This is a genomic window from Paraclostridium dentum, from assembly GCF_012922555.1.
GTDB lineage: Bacteria > Bacillota > Clostridia > Peptostreptococcales > Peptostreptococcaceae > Paraclostridium > Paraclostridium dentum.
This window is the reverse complement of record NZ_WIPK01000001.1, coordinates 425,258-449,362: the sequence shown is the minus strand read 5'-3', so window position 1 is coordinate 449,362 and position 24,105 is coordinate 425,258. Positions and strand designations below refer to the sequence as shown.

Genomic DNA, 24,105 nt, shown 5'->3' with positions numbered 1-24,105 from the left:
ACCATATTTGTGCAATTATCAACTCTTATTTTACAACTAAAAAAAGCTATCTCTTTTATAAGATAGCCTTTTTATCAAAAATTATTATTCTATTATTATAGCACTTACAGGACATCCATCTTGAGCCTCTACCGCACTATCTTCTAATTCACTTTTTAATTCGTCTTTTATAGCTATTGCCAGTCCATCATCATCCATATCAAATACTTCTGGGCATATACCTGTACATGCTCCACACCCTATACATATATCTTTATCTACAAATGCTTTCATTTTTAATGTCCTCCAAATTTTTTAATATTAATTTGCTAGCATTTATTATTTACCCAAACAAATTTTTATTTAAACATATATTCTGATTTTTTTTAAAAATAAAATTTTTCTCAATAAATAAAATATATATTTATTTAATCGAACCAAATTTAATTGTATTTCATAATATATTTTAGTACATTATGTATAAATGTGCTTTCAAGGAGGTAATTATGAGTAAAAAAATATTTATAGATCCAGGCCATGGTGGTATAGATAGTGGTGCTGTAGGTATTAACAATTTACTTGAAAAAAATATAAATTTATCAGTAGCTAAAAAAGTTGAATCATTGTTAAAAAAGCAAAATCTTGATGTAAAGCTAAGTAGAACTGATGATTCTACACTTTCTTTAGATGGAAGAACTTCTGCCGCTAATAAGTGGAATGCAGATTGCTACGTTTCAATACATTGTAATTCATTTAATAATTCAGCTAGTGGAGTTGAAACTTTTAGTTATACTGATAAAACTAACGATTTAGCTAATTGTATACATGAAGAAATACTAAAGACTAACGCTTATACTAAAAATAGAGGTGTAAAAACTGCAAACTTCTATGTTTTAAGAAAAAGTAGTATGAGATCTTGTTTAATTGAGCTTGCTTTCATAGATAATGAACTTGATGCTAAGCTCCTAAGAGAAGATCAAGATAAATTTGCCCTTGCAGTTGCTAAAGGAATATGTAAGTATGTAGGCGTAGAATTTAAAACTGAAAATCCTACCCCAAATACAAAACCTACGAATCCTCCAGTAGAAGATTCAAATGTATTTTATAGAGTTGTTTGTGGTTCATTCAATAATAGGGTTTATGCAGAAGAGATGATTGAAAGTTTAAAGGCTCATGGATATACAGATATTTTTATAGATATATTCAACAAAAAATAAAAATAAGGGTATCTTCTATAGATACCCTTTCCTATTTTATAAACTCTATATCAATAGGCATTTTTATAATTATTTCTTTTTTATCATTCCAAGTTTTATAATCTTTTATAATATCGCCTTTTATTTCTCTATATACAGGTCTTACCTTTACATAACCTTCATTATATTTATTTTCTATATCTTTATTATTTATATTTATCCCTTTAAATATATTAGTTTTTATTTCATAATTTATAGCATCTTGCTCGTCTTTGTTTAAGTTAACATTATAAATTGTCTCATAATTTAAATTTGTATTTAACTCTTCATAACTTCCTTTTATTATTTTATCATCTGTTTTTTGAAAGTATAAATCATAATAATTAAGTGCTTTTGCACTTCCTGTAAATAAATACACAATAGTTATAGCTAAAGCAAATATTTTTATTATTTTACGCACAATTTCACCTCTATAATTTCAATATTTAATGTTATTGTGCTTCTTTTCTTATTTAATTATTTATTTTTTTTGATTATTTTAAAGTTATCATCTAAAATTTTGATTACTATAAAGTCAGCAATTTCTAAAATAATTAATATAAAAAATAGTTTTTGATTATTTATAAGGGTTAATATGTACAGTATAGGTGTTGTTATTATAGTAAATATACCTAATTTAGTTAAACTTTCAGACTTCTTATCTTTATATGAAGTTAAAAGTTTATCAAACAATTCATCTATATCTATGTTTTTTGCAATTATTACTAAGTTTATAATTCTATCTATTATAACTACTATCCAAAAAAATTTATTCGCATAATCATACATTAAAGTATAAGCAGGTATATATAAAACCTCTCTCCATAAAATTAATCTCAATAAAATTTCCTCAACTTTGTTGCTCATCATATTATGCTCCTTTTTGATTTTCATAGTTTATATTATATTACAACTATATATACTAATTCAAATTTATTTACCTTTAATTAATACTTTTGAATTATGTTTAAATTAGTGTTATACTATAAATCTAATTTAAACATAATATATAAAAAAGGAGTAAAAGATGAATAAACCTCAAGATATTAATTTAGATTCTAATCTAGTTAAAGCCTTACAAATTCAAGGTATAAACAATTTAAATAAAATTCAATCCCTAGTTTATGATGATATAAAAAATCATACAGATTTAATAATTCAATCAGAAACTGGAAGTGGAAAAACACTAGCTTATTTACTTCCTCTATTTGAAAAAATAGATACTTCAAAGAGAGAAACTCAAGTTATAGTTTTAGCTCCAACACATGAGTTAGTTATGCAAATAATAGACCAAGTTAAGTTACTTGCTAAAAATTCAACTATCGAAGTAACTACACTTCCTCTAATAGGAGAAGTTAATATTCAAAAACAAATAAAAAATATAAAAAGTATAAAACCTCATATAGTGGTTGGTACTTCAGGTAGAATTCTTGATTTAGTAAAACAAAAGAAATTAAAAGTTCATAATGTAAAGACAATCGTTTTAGATGAAGTAGATAGTCTTCTTTCATCTAAAAATGTAAATACAGTTAAAGATATAATAAAATGCACACTTAGAGATAGACAATTATTAGCATTTTCTGCTAGTGCAAATGATAAGTGCATAAAAATATTAAGTGAAATAATGAAAGAACCTAAAATAATAAAAACTGAACCTAAAGTAAGTGCTAATAAAAATATAAATCATATGTATTTATCTTGTGATAAAAGAGATAAATTCAAATATCTTAGAAAGTCTTTAGCTGCTCTTAATCCAAAAAAATCTATAGTATTTGTAAATGACGAAGAAAGCATAGAGATAATAAACGATAAGCTAAACTTCCATAACAGAAATTCTGTATGTATATACGGTAGCATGAGTAAAGAAGATAGAAAAAATGCTTTATACAAATTCAGAACAGGAAAATCTAAAGTGTTAGTTTCTTCTGATTTATCAGCTAGAGGACTTGATATTAAAGATGTAACCCATGTCTTTAACTTAGATTTCCCTGTTAGTAACAATGAATATATACATAGAAGTGGTAGAACTGGTAGAGGAAACAATACAGGTGATACAGTTTCTATAGTTACTAACAATGAATTAGCTGCTATACGTATTTTATCAAAAGAATTTAACCTAAATATAGCACATAAAGATTTATATGAAGGAAAATTAATAGACTATAAAAAATAAACCCTCATTTCTGAGGGTTTATTTTATTTATTCTTTTTCATGTATTGATATGCTTTTAAAGTTCCCATTTTTGAGTGATCAAATGTTAATCCACCTTGGAAATACACATTATATGGAGGCTTTATAGGTGCATCTGCACTTAGTTCTATAGACGAACCTTGTATAAATGCTCCTGCAGCCATTATAACTTCACTATCATATCCTGGCATTGCCCAAGGCTCTGGCTTAACAAATGAGTCAACCGGAGCTGCTGCTTGAACACCCTGACAGAAAGCTATAACCTCATCTGCACTATTTAATCTTACACATTGTATGATATCACTTCTTAAATCATCATATTTTGGTAGGACATCATAACCTAATTTTTCAAACATTCTAGAACAGAATATAGCTCCCATTAAAGCTTGTGAAACTACATACGGAGCCATAAAGAAACCTTGTAAAACAGTTCTACTTGTACCAAATGTAAGTCCACACTCTTTTCCTATACCAGGAGATGTAAGTCTGTATGATATAAGTTCTACTAATTCTTTTTTACCAACTATATATCCTCCAGTTAAAGCAAGTCCTCCACCTGGATTTTTTATAAGTGACCCTGCCATTATGTCTGCACCTACGTCTGTTGGTTCTTTAGTCTCTATAAACTCACCATAGCAATTATCTACCATTACTATAGCTTCTGGTTTAACACTTTTTACTGTTTCTATAACTTCTTTTATATCTTCTATAGTTAAAGATTTTCTCCATGAATATCCTTTTGATCTTTGGATCATAACAAGTTTTGTTTTATCATTAATCTTTTCTTTTATTCCTTCAAGATCAACTTCTCCATTTTCTAAAAAGTCTACTTGATTATATGTAACTCCAAATTCCTTTAAAGATCCTTTCTCTTCTCTAATCCCAATTACACCCTCTAGTGTATCGTATGGTTTTCCAGTTACAGATAATATTTCATCTCCTGGTCTTACTATACCTTGTATACAAAGTGTTAATGCATGAGTTCCGTTAACAATAATGGGTCTTACTATCGCATCTTCTGTATTGAAAACTTTTGAATATATTTCTTCAATTTTTTCACGACCTATATCGTTATATCCGTATCCAGTCGTCCAGTTAAAGTGATTATCACTTAAATTAGACTCTTGCATAGCTTTTAAAACTTTATATTGATTATATTCTCTTGTTTCTTTTATTTCTTCAAATCTACTTTTAATATCTTCCATAACTTCATTTGATAAGTTGAATATTTCATCGTCTAAACCATAGAAGTTTTTTAATAATTCTTTTGTTTCATTAAGCATTTTATCACCTGTCTTTATTAAGATTAAATTAACATCTGAATTTTATCATATATACTATATTATCGCAAGTTTACCAATTTCTCCTTATTAGCACTTACTTTGTTTTAAATTATATTTATTTTAAAATCCAAGCAGTCCATTGCGTAAAATAAGACCTATATAATAGGTCTTATTTTACAAACTTATTTACAAAGTTTATCATCATCACTTTAAATATACCACTGTAATCAACTACTTGAGCTATTTTTTGATTATTAGCTGCCTCATCGTTAAAGTTGGATATCTTAAAACAAAGCTCACCGTTAGTTTTTTCTATTATATATCCAAAGTCTCTAACTTGAGAAATTTCTAAATCTCCCATATCACAATCTAATTCTGTTATAGTTTCTCCATTTGCACATAATATACCTTGAGAATACGAACTTGAATCTACTCCAAAAATAACATATAGACTATTATTTTCTAATGTATTTAATATATCTTCTTTATTAAGATTCTCTTTATTTAATGTTTGTTTTTCCTCTTTTACAAAAAGTCTATCTGTAAGCGAGCTTTTTCTCATTATAGATGGTATATATTCTTTATCTATAGCTTCATCTAAAGAGTCCCTTGTTGTTTTTATGAAATTCTCTATATCAAAGTTTTTTTCATTTATTTTTAAAATATTTAAATTTTCTATGTTTTCTTTTGGTATATACTTTACCACATTTTGAAACACATCATATATATCACAAATCTCATAACCTTTTTTTATATAATTTAGCTTTATTTCATATTCCTTATCAAAATCGTTTAATAAATTATTTAATTCATCTTTAGTTTCACTATCTTTTATACTACTCACAAAAGGAATAATTTTATTTGGCTTCATTAAAAATGTTTCAAGTGGTTTTATAGTTTCATTCGCCTCAATTATATCAGATTCTTCAAATGCTCTTTCTATACCATCCTCTAAAAAAGCTACTTCAACTTCCATTTCATAATCATCTTTAGGTATAGTGTTTGTTCCAACTGGATACATTACTATTAATTTGCTTTTATCATATACATATCCAAATGAATATGCTATATCTAAACTATTACTCATACTTATCGCTCCTAATCTTTTGTCTATATTTATTCTAATCTATAAAAGAAAGTACTTCTTCTATAGGTTTTCTCTTTGGTCTTGGATGTTTTTTATCACTTGGTACCCCTAATGGAGTCATACATACCAATTCAAATCCTTCTTTTTCAAATTGCACACAATTTTTTATTTCTTCTCTAGCAAAGTTAGGTCCAGCCATCCAACATGTTCCATAACCTAACGCACTAGCTGCTAACAGTATATTTTCCATAGCCGCACCTATATTTTGTATTCCAGGATCTGAAAATAAAGCTTTTTTCTTTTCTTCTTTACTTGCACCTATTAAATTTAGTACATTATATTCACTATTTGGATAATCACTACCATATACTAGTATTAATATAGGTGCATTTTTAAATACTGTATAATATGGTAACATTTTTCTAAATGAATCTCTAGCTTCTTCATCACAAATTTTTTCTGATAAATCAAGTCCCTTTTTTTCAACAATGTTTGCAATTGCTTTTACTTTTTCTTTATCTGTTACTACTACAAAGTGCCAATTTTGAAGATTTTTTCCGGAAGGTGCATAAGTTCCTGCTTTGATTATCTCAATAATATCTTCTTTAGGAACTTCCTCTTCCTTATAACTTCTTATACTAACTCTATCATAAATAAAATCTAACCTTTTCATTATACCATCTCCCTTTATTTATTTAAATTAGTTTATTTTTAATATAATTATATAACTTATATGCTTTGTGTGATTAAATACTTATTAATTTTTCAAATAAAAAATTTTATGACCTTAAATATCCTTAATCTAATAGTCAATTAGTATAACAAAATAATTTATTTATCTCTCAAAAAACTACTTAATTTGTTATATGAAGTTTTTGTAATTTCAATAACAAATTAAGTAGTTTTTTATCTAAAATGGAAGCATAGCTTCATCCATATTAACTTTTTCACCTTCAAATATGTCAATTCCATTTACTTGTTTTTTACTATGTTCTAGTAAAGTAACATTATAAGTAGTAATTTTAGTGCTGTATCTTCTATTTTCTTCTTTATCTAAATATTCATCTATTCTAAGCTCTCCTTTTACAGATACTAAATTTCCTTTTTTAATTTTATTTGCACATATGTCTGCAGCTTCTTTCCAAGCTTCAATTCTTATAAAATCTGTTTTTTGACCTTTGCTTTCTTTTTTTGATTTTCTATCAACAGCTAATGTAAAATTTGTAACAAGTATGTTCTTTTCTCCTACATATTTAACCTCTGGGTCTTTAGTTAATCTTCCAACTAATATAACACTATTCATTTTATTTTCCTCCTATCACTTCAATCGATTTATATTTCAATTATAACCAAACATTTGTTCTTTATACATTTATTGTTATTTATTTCAAACCAACTATATCTCGTATGATATAATCTAAACTATAAATAATTTGGAAGGTGATTTAATGAGTACTGATAGTAATTTTTTATCTAAAATGTTTAAATGTTTTGGTGGATCTAAAAAAGAATTTAAAAACGAAATAATGGAGGCTCCAAATGAACTTCCTATAGCCTATATTGATGTAGAAAATATAGGAGTTATAGAAGCTGAACTTTATCCTCATATTGCTCCAAATACAGTAAATAATTTTATTTATTTGGCAAACAATAATTTTTATGATAATTTAACTTTTCATAGAATTGTAAAAAACTTTGTTATTCAAGGTGGATGCCCTGAAGGATCAGGTATGGGTGGCCCAGGTTATTCAATAGAAGGAGAATTTAATAAAAATAATTTTAGGAATGATTTAAAACATACAGAAGGTGTTTTGTCTATGGCGAGAAGTCAATCTAAAAACAGTGGAGGTAGCCAATTTTTTATAATTACTAAATCTGCTCCTCATCTTAATGGAAAATATGCTGGTTTTGGTAAAGTAATAAATGGAATGGATTTAGTTTATAAAATAGAAGATTTAGGAAGTAAGGGTACATTATTTATTATTAAATCTATAAAAATAGATACTAAAGGTGAAACTTACAATGAACCTATAAAATATAAATAAAAAGCTGCAAAAGCAGCTTTTTAAATTATATTATAAAACTTCAACTTTTAAACTTTCTAAAACTTCATCCATAGTCTCTTTACAAACTCTTACCATCTTTTCCATATCAGATTTACTTATAACATATGGAGGGTTAAAGTAAATTACATTTCCTAGCGGTCTTAATAGTACACCTTTTTTAAGTGCTTTTTGATATATCTTATATCCTACTCTAAGATCTGAATCAAATCCAAGTTTAAGGTTTTTATCTTCAACTAATTCAATTGCATTTATAAGACCTATAGAACGTATTTCCCCAACATTTTTATGTTCTTTAAAATTTTCATTTAAAAGATTTGTAAAATATTTTGCTTTTTCTCCATTCTCATATAATACATTTTCATCTTCAAATATATTTAAAACTTCATTTGCTATACTGCATCCTATAGGATTTCCTGAATATGTGTGGCTATGCATAAATGCTTTATATGTATTGTAATCATCATAAAACGCATTATATATACTATCTTTAGTAAGAACTAAAGCCATAGGAACATATCCTGCTGTTAAGCCTTTTGATAAACACATAAAATCAGGAGTTATATCTGCATGTTCACATGCAAACATTTTTCCTGTTCGCCCAAATCCAACAGCTATTTCATCTGCGATTAAATGTATATCATACTTATCACATAACTTTCTTAATTTTTTTAAATATACAGGTGAATAAATCTTCATACCTGCCGCACCTTGTAGCATAGGCTCTATTATTATTGATGCAATTTCTTCATGACTTTCTTTTACATAGTCTTCCATACTTGCAAAACATTCAGCATTACAAGTTTTTCTTTCTTTATTATATTTACATCTGTAACAATCTGGTCCATCTACTCTTTTAATGTCTAACATAATAGGCTTGTACACTTTGCTATATAAGTCTAAATCTCCAACGGAAAGAGCCCCTATAGTTTCTCCATGATATGCATCTGTTATAGCTACAAACTTTTGTTTTTTTATATTTCCAACTTGAGCATGGTATTGAAAACTCATTTTTAAAGCGCATTCAACTGATGCTGATCCATTATCTGTAAAAAATACTTTATTCAGACCATTTGGAGCTAAGTTTATTATTCTTTCACAAAGTTCTATCGCTGGCTTATGTGTAAAATTCGCAAATATTACATGTTCTAATTTATTTATTTGATTATTTATAGCATTATTTATCCTTTTATTTGAGTGTCCAAATAAATTACACCACCAAGAGCTTATAGCATCTATATATTCGTTCCCATTTATATCATATAAATATATTCCTTCTCCCTTTTCTATAACTATTGGCTTAAAAGTTTCATAGTCTTTCATCTGAGAGCATGGATGCCATATGTATTTTAAATCTTTCTCTACTAAATTCATTTCAATCCCCCAATATTATTCTAATATTTTATCTAAATCAATATTAATATCATCACTTTCATTTTGATACTTAGGAATAAAGGCAACTATATTGACATTAGTAAGTTTTTCTATAACTTTCGCATTATCAACATGAACTATATTGTTTTTATCATACTCATTTAATATAATTCCTCTTACCTTTATATTTTTTTCTTCAAGGTACTTAACTGTTAGTGCAGTATGATTTATCGTACCTACAGATGATCTTGCAACAACTAATACTTCAAAACCTAGTAATTTTATTATATCTTCTAATAATATACACTCTCTATCATCAATTTTTATGGGGCAAACTATACCTCCACTTCCTTCTGCTAATATAAACTCATACTTATTTGATAAATTCTCAAAATCATATTTTATTTTTTCTAGTTTAATTTCTTTATCTTCAATAACTGATGCTAAGTGTGGTGAAACTGCTGTTTTAAAAGTGTAGGATACCATTTCATCATAATTCGAATCAATACCTGAAATATCACATACATACTTTGCATCTCCAGGAATTAATTTATTTTCTATTTCATCTGCACCACTTAAAGCGGCTTTAAAATATGTAGCATTTATATTAATTTTTACTAAGCTTTTCATTATCATAGCGCTTATATAAGTTTTTCCAACATCTGTGTCTGTACCTGTAATAAATATACCTTTACTATTCATCGAATCCCCCCTTATAATTTAAATCCTAAAGATTTAATCATTTCGATATCATTTGAAATTGTATTTCCACATGTAGTTAGTAAATCTCCTGTTATAGTTGCATTTGCACCACCTTCAAATGCAATACGTCCAAAGTCTGTTAATAAATTTCTTCCTCCTGCTAACCTTATGTAACTTTTAGGATTTATAAATCTAAAAATAGCTAATGATTTTAAAAACTCATCTTCTGTTATAGGATTTTCTATATTTATGCTTGTCCCTTCAATATAGTTTAAAACATTTAATGGAATTGATTTTATATTTAAACGTCTTAATTCAAAGGCCATCTCTATTCTATCTAGTTCACTTTCTCCAAGTCCGAAAATCCCTCCACTACATACTTCAAGCCCCACTCTTTGTGCATCCTTTATAGTGTTTATTTTTTCATCATATGTATGAGTTGTACAAATTTTTTCAAAATATCGTCTCGAAGTCTCTAGGTTATTATGGTATCTTTTTACTCCTGATTTTTTTAGTTTACTCAAAGCATTCTGATCTAATAGCCCATGTGATGCACATGTTTCAATACCAACCTCATCAACTATACACTTATATACTTCACAAATTTTATCAATTTCATTTTCACTTAAATTTTTACCTGATGTAACAATTGAATATCTTTTAACTCCTTTTTTCTTGTGATATATTGCATCATTTTTTAAATTATCTTTACTTAATAGAGGATATATTTCTATATTAGTTTCATGATTGGATGATTGTGAGCAAAACTTACAATCTTCACTGCATTTTCCGCTTTTGCCATTAACTATAGAGCAAATGTCAAATTCATTTTTTAAATAGAAATTTCTAATTTCATTTGCATACTTAAGCAAGTCTTTAGTTTCATATTTCAAAAGTTCTATAGCTTCTTCTTTGCTTATTTCGTATCCATTTTTTATATCTTTACAAATTTTGTGTATCATTTTAAAATCTCCTTGAAATAATCAATTTTACTTAAATTGTAATTCTTAATTTATTTTTAGTCAACCATTTTATATTGCTAAGTTAACATTTTATCTGTAAGTTTATTTAAAATCATAAAAAAAGCCGCAAAAGCGGCTTATATATATATGCAATTTATTATTCTTCTTTTTTAAAATATTCATACCATATATTAACTATTTCTGAAGTTTTTAAACACTCCAACTTTTTTCTATTTATTGGATGTCTTCTAATATTTACAGAATGCAAATCTCTTATTAATTGGCTTTTCATAAATTTTCCCCCTTTGTTATAATATAAATCTATATTAAAATATATTGTCCATATATAAAAAAAATTCCTAAAATTTATATTAAATAAAAAAACTCCACTTATAATAAAGTGGAGCCCAAAATTTAGATTATGCACCCTTAACAATATCAGCTATAAATCTATCAAAATTTCTTCTTTGGCTATGCTGATTTCCAGGGTAAATTTCATTTGAAGCTACAGTACTATTTAAAACCTGTGGAGTTAAATAATACATTTCATAATATGAACCCTTTTCATATAAATATCTTAATATTTTCCCAGTTTCAAGTAAAGCTTCATAATGCTTTCCATTAGAGAATCCTCTTATTCTTGATTTTGGTACATAGTCATCTTGAAAAAATAGAGACTTAGCTAGCCAACCTTCTTTGCCAATTCCTCTTCTTGTCGATGCTGTTAAAGCCGAATTAATAAAATCTGTAAATTCTGTAAATGGACCAGTATGAGTTTTTATACCTACTATAGGATACCATAAACCTTTCATTTTACCATTATTGGTTCCTGATGATCTATAAAAAGGTAATGTTACTCTTTCTGTTTCACCATTATATTGTATATCTACATCTATTAATCCAATCATTCTAAAGGGTTCAATATTATAAATGTTAGCTCTAAAACTTTTATTGTGTATTTTTACTATCTCTATTGAACTAATTGACATATAAACCACCTTAAATTAATTAGTGTTTCTTAATTTTAAATTTTCTAAGTCTCTCCTTATTTCTTCAATACTTTTATATGGTTCTTTAATTGACATAAGTTTTTTAAGAAAAATAGATTCATCTTTGGTAAGGTCCAGTTCATCGTACCATGGTCTCTCTACATAATCTACTGGTTCATAGGTTGTGTAATACAAGTGAATTAGAAAGTCTCCTAAAAACCAATAATCTATTTCTTTTTTATATCTTTTTGAATCCATATATCTAGCTAATCCAAAATCAATTAATGCAAGGTTTCCATCTTGTTTTAATATAACATTTGGTAATCTAATATCTCGATGAACTATTTTGTTTTCATGAAGTATTTCAATTATATCTAAAAGTTGTCCTCCTACTTTGTAAATATCTTCCCTAGTAAAAATACAACTATCTCTTACCAAAATATCCTCAAATACAGGCCCTTGTATATACTCTAATATATATCCTTCCCTATCTTCATCCTTAAATTTACATATAAACTTAGGAAATGCTGGATTATTTATTTTTTTTAAGATTTCTTCCTCATAGAAAAGTTTTGACCTGCTTTTTTCAATCATTTCATTTTTAAGTTGTTTAATTACGCATTTTTCAAAATCTTGATTTTCACCCAAATAAACAATCCCATATCGCCCTTGCCCTATTAAATTTATTATTTTAAAACCATTTATGATTTCATTTTTTTTATAATGCTTGTCCATATCATCATTTATAAATTTCAATTATCTTGAATAGCTATATGATTTACTATATGAGTTGCTGTATGAGTTACTATTTGAATTACTATTTGAACTATATGAGTTACTGTTTGAATTGCTATTTGAGTTACTATATGAACTATATGAATTACTGTTTGAATTGCTGTTTGAGTTACTATATGAACTATATGAGTTACTATTTGAGTTACTATTTGAGTTACCTTTTTTGTAATATCTACTACCATTATCAGAGTTTGATCTTAAAAAGTCCATAAATTACACCTCTATAATATATATTATCTAAATTTTCAGTATTTAGATAATATATATTATGCTAATTTTCGGTTTTATGTGACATATTTTGTGTTTTATAATAGTTAATTTATATATTAACAAATAAAAAAGAACCTTTTCATAGGTTCTTTATTTTCAATATTATTTAGCTATTTCAACTCTGTTAGCTTCTCCAACTTTAACAGGTCCTTCTACAACTTTAATAGATTCATTAGAGTCTAAGTTTGTAAATATAACTGGACTTATTGATGACTTAGCATTAGCTTCTATAAATGGTAAATCCATTTTAACTAATTTATCTCCAGCTTTAACTTCATCTCCTACATTTACAAATACTTCGAAGCCTTCTCCTTTTAAATTAACAGTATCTATACCTAAGTGTATAAGAACTTCTTTACCTTCTGTAGATTCTAATATTACAGCATGCTTAGTTTCAAATACTACACCTACTTTACCATCTACAGGTGATACGATTATTCCATCAGATGACTTCATTGCAAATCCATCACCCATCATCTTAGTTGAAAAAACCTCGTCTGGTACTTTAGTTATATCTAATAGTTCTCCATTTGTAGGTGATACTATTCCTTTAACTTGTTCTTCATTTTTTGATTTTTTAAATATATCAAATAAGCCCATTTTCTACACTCCTTAGCATTAAATTACGTTTTCACAAACAATAAAATTAAATTCAATTTAATTACATATATTATTATATAATTATTTTTTTGTAGAATCAAGTTATTTTATTTATATTAGGATAACTTTTTCTCAATTTATTTTTTGCAATTATATATATATATATTCATTATTTTGTTAAGTAAAATACTAAAACCCCTTCTTTATTTCAATTAGATTCAATACCTTTTTGCAATTTTATTTATCTCTCATTCATTTATTTTTTACTTTAGATAACGTTTTTCTTTATTTTTCAAGTATTTTTCTTGTTGATTTATTTCAAATTTCATTATATAATTTTTAAAAATGCATAATTTAATTCAGAAAATTTCTTTTTCAAGAATTCAATAAATTATTTTTATATTAGGAGGGATTTATTTGAGTATTTTAAATGATATAGTTTTATCATTAAATGACTTTTTATGGTCTTATGTTTTAATTGCTTTACTATTAGTTCTAGGAGTGTATTTTACTTTAAAAAGTAACTTTGTACAATTTAGATACTTTAAAGAAATGATTAAACTTTTAGGTGCCTCTAGCACTAACAAGAAAAAAGGGCAAATATCATCTTTTCAAGCCTTTTGTATAAGTACAGCTTCAAGAGTTGGTACTGGTAATATAGCCGGTATTGCTATAGCTATTACTTTAGGAGGCCCTGGTGCAGTATTTTGGATGTGGCTTGTAGCTTTAATAGGTGGTGCTTCTAGTTTTGTTGAGTCTACTCTTGCGCAAATATATAAAGTTAAAGATGGCGATGGGTTTAGAGGTGGTCCTGCATATTATATAGAAAAAGGACTTAACAACAAATTTATGAGTATTGTTTTCTCTGTACTTATAACAGTAAGTTTCGGATTTGTATTTAATGCAATACAATCAAATACAGTTGCTCAAGCTTTCCAATCAGCTTTTGGTATTGATAAATCTATCATGGGTATATTACTTGCTGTTTTAACAACTGTTGTAATATTTGGAGGAGTTCACAGAGTTGCAAAAATTTCAGAAGTTATAGTTCCTATATTTGCAGTTGCATATATTTTAGTAGCAATGGTTGTTATCTTACTAAATATACAAAACCTACCTGAGATATTTACACTTATAATGGAAAATGCATTTGGATTACAAGCTATAGCAGGTGGTGGGTTAGGAGCCACTATGCTTATGGGTATAAAAAGAGGTCTATTCTCTAATGAAGCTGGTATGGGTAGTGCCCCTAATGCTGCAGCTACTGCAACGACTTCTCACCCAGTTAGCCAAGGTTTAATACAAGCACTTGGTGTTTTCACAGATACTATAGTTATATGTAGTTGTACTGCATTTATAATATTAACTTGTGGTGATTATGCAACATCTAATTTATCAGGTATACAATTAACTCAATACGCATTATCATCACAAATAGGTTCTATAGGAAATTACTTTATAGCAGTTTGTATATTCTTATTCGCATTTAGTTCAATAGTTGGTAATTACTACTATGGTCAATCTAATATAGAATTTATAAGTGGTAGTAAAACTTTATTATCTACTTATAGAGTAGCTGTTGTAGGTATGGTTATATTCGGTTCTTTAACTGCAGTAGATATAGTGTGGAATTTAGGGGATTTATTTATGGCATTAATGGCTATTATAAACCTATTTGCAATAGCTAAGCTTAGCAAATTTGCATTCTTAGCACTTAAAGATTATACTAATCAAAAAAAATCTGGCATAAAGGAGCCTATATTTAAATCTTCATCAATAGATGGTTTAGTAGGTTGTGAATGTTGGCAAGACAAAGACGACAGTAACGATAACGATATAGAAACAGCATAAGAAAAAGTGGATATCATATTGATATCCACTTTTTAAGTTTCTTTTACTATCCCTTTTCTATATGCTAGAAGTAATAATTTCAAATCATTTATACGCTCAACTATTTCTTTTCCTGCATCTGTATCTCTTATGTATTTTCTTTTTTTATTTCTTTCCACAATAGATGTAATTGATAATATATCACTTTCTTCAAATATAACTTGTTCTGTGTTAGTAAAATGTTGATGTGATACAAGTTGTAAGCTATATGAGTTGTATATTAATGTATATCCAGCTATACCAGTTTTTTGCTGATAAGCTCTTGAGAATCCACCATCAATAGCTATTAATTTACCATTTGCTTTAATAGGACTCTCTCCTTTTTTACACTCAACAGGAACATGTCCATTTATAATATGAGAATCTTCACTGTCAAGATCAAACTCTCTAAATATCATATTGCACATATTTTCAGTATCTCTCAACTTAAAGTATGAGTTTTTATTTTCCCTATGTGTCTCTTTGTCTGATATAAAGTATCTTTCAAAAGTAGCCATGTCATCCTTTCCAAACAACGGAGAAGCCTCCCCAGTCCACAAGTACCACATTATATCCATACCATACTCTTTTTGCTTATTTCCTTCTCTATAGAAATATCCTTCTCTTGCTAATGAATCAAACTTATCCATCAAGTCTTTACCTCTATATGCATTCCCTTCTATTGTGAATGTTTTAAATGTACCATCTTCATTTAAAGGAATACATCCATGGAATAGTAAATTAGAATTACATTTTAAATATATACTTCCTTTTGAAAATAAAAAAGACGTATGTTTTTGAAGTTTTTCACTATTTACAAAAGATGACTTTAACTTCTCGATAACAACTTCTTCTTCTTTAGTTAATTTATAAGGATTTTTAGGATCTACTGTAGGAAAGTTATTATCTTTTATTTTATAACTTTTTCCTTTTATATTTATAGTTCCATTTTCATAGTTAATTTTATCTAATAAACATCTATGTTCCATTTTAAATTCTGGTCTTCTCTTTACAACCTCGTTTTCTAACTTAAACTGTATAATAGATATAGCTTTGTGCATCTTAGCTATTAATGATATTTCACTTGTATTGTATTCACCTTCTGATATTTTAGGTAAAAAGCATTCACAAGGATCATCTTTATATACATTTAAAGCAAATGTAGCTAAAGGCAATATATTTATCCCATATATATCTTCAATTATGTCTAAATTAGCATATCTAGCTGAAATTCTAAGAGCATTAGCTATACAAACTTTTTGACCTGCCGCAGCTCCCATCCATAAGATATCATGATTTCCCCATTGAATATCCACACTATGGTAATCCATCAAAGTATCAATTATAGCATCAGGTCTAGGCCCTCTATCATATATATCACCTATTATATGTAATCTATCTACCACTAATCTTTGGATCAACTTAGATATTGCTATTATAAATTCTTTAGATCTATCTATATCAATTATAGTATTTATAATTTGTTGATAATATTTTTTCTTATGATCTATATTGCAATCTGTATTTAAAAGCTCTTCTATTATATATGCAAAATCTTTAGGAAGATACTTTCTTACCTTGTCTTTAGTGTATTTAGTTGATGCGTATCTACATAGTTCAACTATTCTATGAAGTGTAACTCTATACCAATCATTTATGTTTTTTTCTTCTTTTAATACTATATCCAACTTTTGTTCTGGATAATATACTAATGTAGCTAATGCTTTTTTTTCGCTCTCCATAAGAGAATCTCCAAAAAGCTCTTCTATTTTTCTCTTCACTACTCCCGACCCATTTCTTAACACATGTACAAAAGGCTCACTTTCTCCATGAATATCTGATAAAAAGTGTTCAGTCCCCTTAGGTAAATTCAAAATCGATTCTAAATTAATTATTTCTGTTGAAGCTTGAGAAATCGTAGGATATTGTTTAGAAAGCAGATTTAAATATCTTATATTTTCTCTGCATACTTTTTCTGATATTTCTAAACTCATTTTATTCCCCCCTATCTTTTATATTACATACTAATTATACCATAAGTACTATTTAAACATATAATACTAAAATTTTTGCTTTTTTAATTAATGAAATATTCAATTATGTCATCACATATACTCAATATGTTATAAAAATTCAACTTAACTCTATCAATTTCATCTATTCATTAAAAAAGTAAGATGATTTCATCTTACTTTTTTAATATTTGGATATATTTCATTTTTACTTGACTCACTATATCTCTAACTTCTTTTATATTAAACAGCAAACTTAATATCAAATATACTATAGCCCCTACAGAACTACTTACAACTAGTCCTATTAGTACTAATTTTTTAGTTTCATGTGTAAAGTTTCCACCTAGAAACATAATTAATGTGTATAGTTCTTTACATATAATACCCATTATTATAGAGGCTACAATAGATTTCAATCCTGTGATTAGGCTACTTTTAATTCCTAATTTACCAACTTTTCGTCTTAAGGATATTATAAGAAGTAAAGCCCCTACTGTAGTTGCAATAGAAGTAGATAAAGCTAGGCCGCCTATTCCCATAACTCTCACCAATAATATAGAAAAAACTATATCAATAATAACTGCTACCATAGCATTTTTTACCGGTGTCTTTGTATCTTGTAAAGAATAAAACCCTCTAGAAACTATATCTCTTATACCAAATGAAACCATACCCAAAGAATAACAAAGTAGTGCTTTAGATGTAAGCTGAGTATCTCTACTAGTAAATGATCCACCTTCAAATAATAACTGAACTATAGGTTTTGAAAATATAATCATCCCTACCATAATAGGAATCATAACTATCATCACAATATCTATACATCTTCCTAAACTACTTTTAAAAGCTCTCATATTTTTTTGACTTGCAAATTTAGAAAGTACAGGATACATTATTGTGGATATAGATATAACCAATACTCCTACAGCAAATATATTTAACTTATTTGCATAATTTAATGCTGTTATACTCCCTGTATCTAAGCAAGATGCTAATGTTCTGTTTATAACACTATTTATTTGATCTACATACGATCCTAAAAAAACAGGTAAAATTAAGTAAATTACACTTTTGACATTTTCATCTTTAACATCAACTATTAGACTATGTTTATACCCACATTTCTTTAAAAATGGTATTTGAAAAAGAAGTTGTGCTATATATGCAAATAAAGTTATCCAAACCATTGTATATGAATTTGTCATACCTCCAATAATTATAGCTAATATACATATTATATTAAAAGGTATTGATAACACTCCTGATATATAAAACCTTCCATTGGCTAATAAATAAGAAGATACTAATCCATTTGCTGCTATAAATACAATAGATGGCATTAATATTTTTGAATACTCTACTGTTATTCTTAGTTCCTCTCCTTTAAATCCCATAGCAAATAATTTTACTATATATGGAGTAAATATACTTCCTAAAAATACAGTTATTAATCCCAAAATCACAACTATATTTAAAACATTGCTCGTAAACTTATTTACGCCTTCTTGCCCTTGTTCTTCTTTTATTTTAAAAAACATCGGTATATAAGTAGTTCCTAATGATGAACTTATTCCTGTGAATAATACAACAGGTATGTTAAGAGCTGTTATATAAGCATCTGTTATAATACTGGCGCCAAAATTTTTAGCTAATATTATATCTCTGAAAAATCCTGTAACCTTAGATATTAGCGTTATAATCATCAAAATAACTGCTGATTTTTTAGTTTTTGACATATGTAAATTTCCTTCTTCCTTTTTCTTAACTATATAATAGAGGTTCCTCTCTACTCTATTAATTACATATTTTTTCTAACTTTATTTCCACAGCATGCACAGAAATTTGCATCTTCACTTATTTCACTTGAACAAAATTCACAAGTTTCAAATTCAACTTCTTCTTTTATTTTTTTACCGCATTGGCTACAAAACTTACTTTCATCATTTAAAATATTTCCACACTCACACTTAGTACTATTTTTAAATTGAATTTTTTCAAGTTTTAAATTAGATTCATATATAATTTTATCAAGTTCAACCATATTATCAAATAAATTAATAAGTTCTTCATTAATTATATTTTCTTTTCTAACCAGTTCATAAAGTTTCATACCTGCATCAACAAAAATTTTAGTTTTATCTTTTTTTGCTTTTTCTATCTCTTTATTTAATTTATTTTTTTCCTTTATACTCTCTAAAGATAATTTCTTGTTATTTATATTAGATTTTATACTATTCATATCTTTCTCCTATTCCTTATTCAACTTATATCCAATGTTTATCAATATATAACTATACACAAACGATATAACGAGTCCTATAATAGCGCTTGATCCTATATATGAATACATATCATAATTTTGAGATTCTAATAAAGATAAACTCCCACTAGTATCTATCTTACTTAAAAAAATAGAACTAGCTATTATCATAGAATATACTACACTAAAATATTTTATATATTTTTTATTATTGACTCTGCCCTTTAAATCATAACCAGATACAACTAATATAACTATATTTAAAAGCATTATTGCATATATCAATAAAACCATACTATTGTTTAAGTATAAATTTATATCTCCCATATTAAATATAGATATGATAGAATTTCCTAATACAACTGGAATTAAATTAACAAAATGCAATATATATAAGGCAAGTTGTGGATATGCCATTACCTCACTTAACCCATTTCCACTTAAAAATATTTTATTGAAAAACATTCCTAAAACTATTAATAGTAGTATTAGTAAATATATAACTCCTACCGTCTTTAAAGCCCTATTAAAAACATTAAATTCTGCTTTTTTATCTCTAGTTTTGGCATATAAAGCTATATATATAGGAAGAAAAGATATTATTATCCCATTTAAAACACTTCTTAAAAAGCTGTATTTAACAACTATAGACATAGTATAATATTCCCCCATAGATAAATTAATAAATTGCTTTCCTAGTATAGAGATAACCCCTAGAATTAATCCATAAATAAAACTTAACATAAAAGCTTCTTTAATAATATCTTTGTCTTTTAAAAATTCTTTTTTTATAAAAAACAAACTTGAAACTAAAATTGTTATAAATGGTATTATTAAAATACTTATCAAACTCATACTTATACCTATATTGCCAAGTCCTATAACAGATGACGAAACAATCTTTAATGGAACTAAATTTAACGCTAAAATAATACTAGATATATTTAAAAATTTATTTACTTCTAACCCTGCAAAATTTATAAAAAGTTTTATCCATATAGATATTACAAATAGTACGCAAATAGAAAATAATGGAGCTAAAATCCTTCTTTTAATTTCAAGATCATTTATCCACATTTTAAGCTTTTCTTTTTTATTCAAATCTCCATCTAATAAATTATATATAGTTAATTTTTTTTCACTTTCACCTGTTAATATTAATTCATTCCCACATTCTTCACAATATAAACTTAAGTTATTATAAACTTTACCACATTCATTACATACTTTTTCATAATTTAGTTTAATTGAATCAATTTCCAAATTAGATAAATCATGTCCATCTGTTTCACAATAATTTTTATGATTTGAAAAAGTTAAGTCATTATTTTCATTATTCATACTTTTCCTCCATATTTTAAATAGCCTTAAGGCTATCTTAAGGCTATTTTAATCATAGTTATATTATATCAAAAGGATTTAAATTCACATCACTTTTTATAACATCTATGTCAAATTCATTTTTTACATAATCAAACATTATATCTGAAAATACTTTTTCAGTATCAAAATGCCCACAGTCAATCACTTTCATTCCCATATCAAGAGTATCTTGTGCATCATGATATTTCATGTCACCAGTTATTAAAACATCACAACCTGATTTATATGCTTTTTTTACCATATCAGCACCTGAACCTGTAACTATTGCAACTTTAGATACAACACTATCTAATTCGCCTACTACTCTTAAGTGTTTTATATCTAGTTTTTCTTTAAGTATCATTCCTAAATCTTTAAATGTCATTTTAGATTTAAGTTTTCCATACCTTCCAAGCCCTACAGCTTCACCTTTATTTTCTAGCTTATATAAGTCATATGCAACTTCTTCATATGGATGTGATTTAATCATTGCACTTATAACTTTATCTAATATCTTTTGAGGAACTATAGTTTCTATTTTAACTTCATGAACGCTTTCTAATGCGTTAGTCTCTCCAATATAAGGATTTGCTCCATCACAAGGCTTAAATCTACCTTCGCCTTCAGTAGTGAATGAGCAATCTTTATAGTTTCCTAAGTGTCCAGCTCCAGAATTTCCTAAAGCTATTCTTACATCATCTATATGTGTCTTTGGTACATAAACTGCTAGTTTATATAGATTTTCACTGCTAGTTTTATCTAAAATTTTTACATTTTCAAGTTCTAGCATTTCTACAAAATAATCATTCAATCCGTCAAAAGCTATATCAAAATTAGTATGCATAGAATATATTGATATATTATTTTTTATTAATTTATGTATTAATTTTCCTTTCAAATCTGAAGTAGTAACTTTTTGCATTTTAGAAAAAATAAAAGGATGGTGAGTTATTATCAGATCTATACCTTTATCTATTGCTTCATCTACAACTTTTTCATTAGCCTCTAAACAAACCATTACTCTTTTAACTTCCTGTTCATAATCTCCTACTATAAGGCCTACATTATCCCAATTATATGCTAAATTAAGAGGATATTTTTGTTCTATTTTTTTTATAAAACTTTTAAGTTTCATTTACAACATCTCCTTAAGCTTTTCTATAACTTTAATAGTCTCATTTCTCTTATTCTCTATAGCTTCTCCACTTTTACCTTCTAGTTTTTTTATTATATTTTCATATGCAGATATTTTTTTATTTAAAAATTCAGCTAAAAGTTCATCCTTTTTTTCTATAATTTTTTTTGAAACTTCATAATATATTTCATCTGTAACCTCTGTTTTTCTTCCAGTATATTTAGCTACTATTATTTCATATATTCTAAAGTCTTCTTTTACTAAAACTTCATCTATAACTTCAAATCCGTTATTATAAAGATATTTTCTAAGTTCAGCTTGTGCTTGCATTGGTTGTAATATAAGTTTTTCAGCATTTTGAGTAACACTTTTTTTCGCTTCTAGCAGTTCCCCTATAAGTATACCACCCATACCTGCTATTATAATTTCATCTACTTCATTATCATTTAAAACTTCTATTCCTGACCCTAGTCTTAAATCAACTTTGTCATCTAATTTATTATGTCTAACTTCTTTTCTTGCATTTTCTAAAGGCCCTTTATTCACATCTGCCAATATAGCAAAATCTATCTTTTTATTATTTAGAAGAAATACTGGTATATATCCATGATCCGTCCCAATATCTGCGATTTTTTTCCCTTCGTCTACAAGACTTGCTATTTTTAATAATCTATCTGTTAACTTCAATTTTCGTCGTCCTTTCATATATCTTTTATATACATAAAAATTCGCCTATTATAGACGAATTTTTTTATTAATCTAAGTAATCTCTAAGCTTTTTAGATCTACTTGGATGTCTTAATTTTCTTAAAGCCTTAGCTTCTATTTGTCTTATTCTTTCTCTTGTTACATCAAACTCTTTACCTACTTCTTCAAGAGTCCTAGCACGCCCATCTTCTAATCCAAATCTTAGTTTTAAAACTTTTTGCTCTCTTTCATTTAACGAACCTAAAACTTCTTCTATTTGCTCTTTTAATAAAGAATATGCTGCAGCTTCTGCTGGAGCTGGAGCATCGTCATCAGGTATAAAGTCTCCTAAATGACTATCTTCTTCCTCACCTATAGGAGTTTCTAAAGATACTGGATCTTGAGCAATTTTCATAATTTCTCTAACTTTATCTTCTGTCATATCCATTTCTTTTGCAATTTCTTCAGGTTTTGGATCTCTACCTAATTCCTGTAATAATTGTCTAGAAACTCTTATTAATTTATTTATAGTTTCAACCATATGAACAGGTATTCTTATTGTTCTAGCTTGGTCTGCTATTGCACGAGTTATAGCTTGTCTTATCCACCATGTAGCATAAGTACTAAATTTAAACCCTTTTGTATAGTCAAACTTTTCAACAGCTTTTATAAGCCCTAAATTTCCTTCTTGTATTAGATCTAAAAATAACATTCCTCTTCCTACATATCTTTTTGCTATACTTACAACAAGTCTTAAGTTGGCTTCAACTAATCTTTGTTTAGCTATTTCATCACCTTCATGCATTCTTCTTGCAAGTTCAGCTTCTTCATGAGGCTTAAGTAGAGGTATTTTCCCAATTTCTTTTAAATACATTCTAACTGGGTCATCTATACTTATTCCTTTTGGAAGAGTTAAGTCTATTTGTTCAATTTCCATAGTATTTTCTTCTTTAGATATATCCTCATCGATACTATCATCTATATCCATGTTTGATATATCCATATCTTCTGAAGTAAATTCTATATCTGCATCAGCTTTTTCTTCTTTCTTTTGAATTACTTCAATTCCTAAGTTTCCAAGGGTCTCATATAAGTTTTCAACTTGATCTTTGTCTAATTCTGTTTCAGAGAAAGCTTCCATTATTTCCATAAGTGTAAGACTTCCTTGCTTTTTACCCTTTTCTATAAGTGATTTTGCTGTTACTCTTTTAGATTCTTTTTTTGGTGTTTTAGTTTCCATACTTCAG

General features: G+C 27.0%; 26 protein-coding genes. 4 read left to right on the top strand and 22 right to left on the bottom strand.

Annotated elements, in window-relative coordinates; translation table 11 throughout:
* Window positions 1-84: 84 nt before the first annotated feature.
* Window positions 85-273, bottom strand: a complete 189-nt coding sequence (locus GFJ41_RS02065) for a ferredoxin (protein WP_021432614.1) — start codon at window positions 271-273, stop codon at window positions 85-87.
* Between the two features lie 212 nt (window positions 274-485).
* On the opposite strand from GFJ41_RS02065, the gene GFJ41_RS02060 reads away from it, so the two are divergent.
* A complete protein-coding gene (locus GFJ41_RS02060; protein WP_052169324.1) occupies window positions 486-1,196 on the top strand; it encodes an N-acetylmuramoyl-L-alanine amidase in 711 nt (236 codons plus the stop codon).
* A 31-nt stretch (window positions 1,197-1,227) separates the two neighbouring features.
* Here GFJ41_RS02060 and GFJ41_RS02055 read toward each other — a convergent pair whose 3' ends face one another.
* The gene (locus tag GFJ41_RS02055) at window positions 1,228-1,635 is read right to left on the bottom strand and encodes a hypothetical protein (protein ID WP_021428978.1); all 408 of its coding nucleotides are present in this window, start codon (window positions 1,633-1,635) and stop codon (window positions 1,228-1,230) included.
* A gap of 56 nt (window positions 1,636-1,691) precedes the next feature.
* Window positions 1,692-2,081 (bottom strand): hypothetical protein, encoded by a 390-nt coding sequence (locus tag GFJ41_RS02050; protein ID WP_035118795.1) that lies wholly within the window; start codon window positions 2,079-2,081, stop codon window positions 1,692-1,694.
* Between the two features lie 160 nt (window positions 2,082-2,241).
* On the opposite strand from GFJ41_RS02050, the gene GFJ41_RS02045 reads away from it, so the two are divergent.
* Window positions 2,242-3,387 (top strand): DEAD/DEAH box helicase, encoded by a 1,146-nt coding sequence (locus GFJ41_RS02045; RefSeq protein WP_035118797.1) that lies wholly within the window; start codon window positions 2,242-2,244, stop codon window positions 3,385-3,387.
* Between the two features lie 23 nt (window positions 3,388-3,410).
* On the opposite strand, the gene GFJ41_RS02040 is transcribed toward GFJ41_RS02045, so the two are convergent.
* From GFJ41_RS02040 to GFJ41_RS02025, 4 genes are all read right to left on the bottom strand, one after another.
* Complete coding sequence (locus tag GFJ41_RS02040) at window positions 3,411-4,688, bottom strand: methionine gamma-lyase family protein (RefSeq protein ID WP_035118798.1); 1,278 nt, start codon at window positions 4,686-4,688, stop codon at window positions 3,411-3,413.
* A gap of 169 nt (window positions 4,689-4,857) precedes the next feature.
* Window positions 4,858-5,775 (bottom strand): hypothetical protein, encoded by a 918-nt coding sequence (locus GFJ41_RS02035; protein WP_035118800.1) that lies wholly within the window; start codon window positions 5,773-5,775, stop codon window positions 4,858-4,860.
* A gap of 34 nt (window positions 5,776-5,809) precedes the next feature.
* Window positions 5,810-6,448: a nitroreductase family protein gene (locus tag GFJ41_RS02030; RefSeq protein ID WP_170074466.1), complete on the bottom strand. Its 639-nt coding sequence runs from the start codon at window positions 6,446-6,448 to the stop codon at window positions 5,810-5,812.
* A gap of 237 nt (window positions 6,449-6,685) precedes the next feature.
* Window positions 6,686-7,078 (bottom strand): single-stranded DNA-binding protein, encoded by a 393-nt coding sequence (locus GFJ41_RS02025; protein ID WP_021429220.1) that lies wholly within the window; start codon window positions 7,076-7,078, stop codon window positions 6,686-6,688.
* A gap of 223 nt (window positions 7,079-7,301) precedes the next feature.
* Between GFJ41_RS02025 and GFJ41_RS02020 the strand changes: the two genes are divergently transcribed.
* A complete protein-coding gene (locus tag GFJ41_RS02020) occupies window positions 7,302-7,820 on the top strand; it encodes a peptidylprolyl isomerase (protein ID WP_226890231.1) in 519 nt (172 codons plus the stop codon).
* Between the two features lie 30 nt (window positions 7,821-7,850).
* Here GFJ41_RS02020 and bioA read toward each other — a convergent pair whose 3' ends face one another.
* The 8 genes from bioA to GFJ41_RS01980 form a co-directional block, all read right to left on the bottom strand.
* Complete coding sequence (gene bioA / locus GFJ41_RS02015) at window positions 7,851-9,212, bottom strand: adenosylmethionine--8-amino-7-oxononanoate transaminase (RefSeq protein ID WP_170074465.1); 1,362 nt, start codon at window positions 9,210-9,212, stop codon at window positions 7,851-7,853.
* A 15-nt stretch (window positions 9,213-9,227) separates the two neighbouring features.
* On the bottom strand, window positions 9,228-9,914 hold the full coding sequence (bioD, locus tag GFJ41_RS02010; protein WP_170074464.1) for a dethiobiotin synthase: 687 nt from the start codon (window positions 9,912-9,914) through the stop codon (window positions 9,228-9,230).
* An 11-nt stretch (window positions 9,915-9,925) separates the two neighbouring features.
* Entirely contained in the window at window positions 9,926-10,876 is a 951-nt protein-coding gene (gene bioB / locus GFJ41_RS02005) for a biotin synthase BioB (RefSeq protein WP_170074463.1), read from the bottom strand.
* Window positions 10,877-11,033: 157 nt separating this feature from the next.
* Window positions 11,034-11,168: a DUF2639 domain-containing protein gene (locus GFJ41_RS18810; RefSeq protein ID WP_152333296.1), complete on the bottom strand. Its 135-nt coding sequence runs from the start codon at window positions 11,166-11,168 to the stop codon at window positions 11,034-11,036.
* Window positions 11,169-11,295: 127 nt separating this feature from the next.
* Window positions 11,296-11,865, bottom strand: coding sequence for a hypothetical protein (locus tag GFJ41_RS01995; protein WP_035118811.1), 570 nt, complete (start codon window positions 11,863-11,865; stop codon window positions 11,296-11,298).
* Window positions 11,866-11,880: 15 nt separating this feature from the next.
* Entirely contained in the window at window positions 11,881-12,621 is a 741-nt protein-coding gene (locus GFJ41_RS01990) for a protein kinase domain-containing protein (protein ID WP_226890210.1), read from the bottom strand.
* Window positions 12,618-12,842, bottom strand: a complete 225-nt coding sequence (locus tag GFJ41_RS01985; protein WP_170074462.1) for a hypothetical protein — start codon at window positions 12,840-12,842, stop codon at window positions 12,618-12,620. The genes GFJ41_RS01990 and GFJ41_RS01985 overlap by 4 nt, the downstream gene beginning before the upstream one ends.
* 190 nt (window positions 12,843-13,032) lie before the next feature.
* On the bottom strand, window positions 13,033-13,530 hold the full coding sequence (locus GFJ41_RS01980) for a PTS sugar transporter subunit IIA (protein WP_021428944.1): 498 nt from the start codon (window positions 13,528-13,530) through the stop codon (window positions 13,033-13,035).
* Window positions 13,531-13,923: 393 nt separating this feature from the next.
* Here GFJ41_RS01980 and GFJ41_RS01975 point away from each other — a divergent pair, with 393 nt between their 5' ends.
* Entirely contained in the window at window positions 13,924-15,381 is a 1,458-nt protein-coding gene (locus GFJ41_RS01975) for an alanine/glycine:cation symporter family protein (RefSeq protein WP_438943011.1), read from the top strand.
* Between the two features lie 32 nt (window positions 15,382-15,413).
* Here GFJ41_RS01975 and GFJ41_RS01970 read toward each other — a convergent pair whose 3' ends face one another.
* The 7 genes from GFJ41_RS01970 to rpoD all read right to left on the bottom strand — a co-directional run bounded on the left by GFJ41_RS01970 (window position 15,414) and on the right by rpoD (window position 24,098).
* Window positions 15,414-17,393 (bottom strand): fructose-bisphosphatase class III, encoded by a 1,980-nt coding sequence (locus GFJ41_RS01970; protein WP_035118818.1) that lies wholly within the window; start codon window positions 17,391-17,393, stop codon window positions 15,414-15,416.
* Window positions 17,394-17,587: 194 nt separating this feature from the next.
* A complete protein-coding gene (gene murJ, locus GFJ41_RS01965; RefSeq protein WP_170074460.1) occupies window positions 17,588-19,150 on the bottom strand; it encodes a murein biosynthesis integral membrane protein MurJ in 1,563 nt (520 codons plus the stop codon).
* Between the two features lie 62 nt (window positions 19,151-19,212).
* Window positions 19,213-19,653 (bottom strand): zinc ribbon domain-containing protein, encoded by a 441-nt coding sequence (locus tag GFJ41_RS01960; RefSeq protein ID WP_035118829.1) that lies wholly within the window; start codon window positions 19,651-19,653, stop codon window positions 19,213-19,215.
* 9 nt (window positions 19,654-19,662) lie between these two features.
* Window positions 19,663-21,015: a hypothetical protein gene (locus GFJ41_RS01955; protein WP_170074459.1), complete on the bottom strand. Its 1,353-nt coding sequence runs from the start codon at window positions 21,013-21,015 to the stop codon at window positions 19,663-19,665.
* 58 nt (window positions 21,016-21,073) lie between these two features.
* Window positions 21,074-22,171: a Nif3-like dinuclear metal center hexameric protein gene (locus GFJ41_RS01950; protein WP_170074458.1), complete on the bottom strand. Its 1,098-nt coding sequence runs from the start codon at window positions 22,169-22,171 to the stop codon at window positions 21,074-21,076.
* Complete coding sequence (locus GFJ41_RS01945; RefSeq protein WP_170074457.1) at window positions 22,172-22,858, bottom strand: tRNA (adenine(22)-N(1))-methyltransferase; 687 nt, start codon at window positions 22,856-22,858, stop codon at window positions 22,172-22,174.
* Window positions 22,859-22,925: 67 nt separating this feature from the next.
* Entirely contained in the window at window positions 22,926-24,098 is a 1,173-nt protein-coding gene (rpoD, locus tag GFJ41_RS01940) for an RNA polymerase sigma factor RpoD (RefSeq protein ID WP_021429080.1), read from the bottom strand.
* Between the last annotated feature and the right edge of the window lie 7 nt (window positions 24,099-24,105).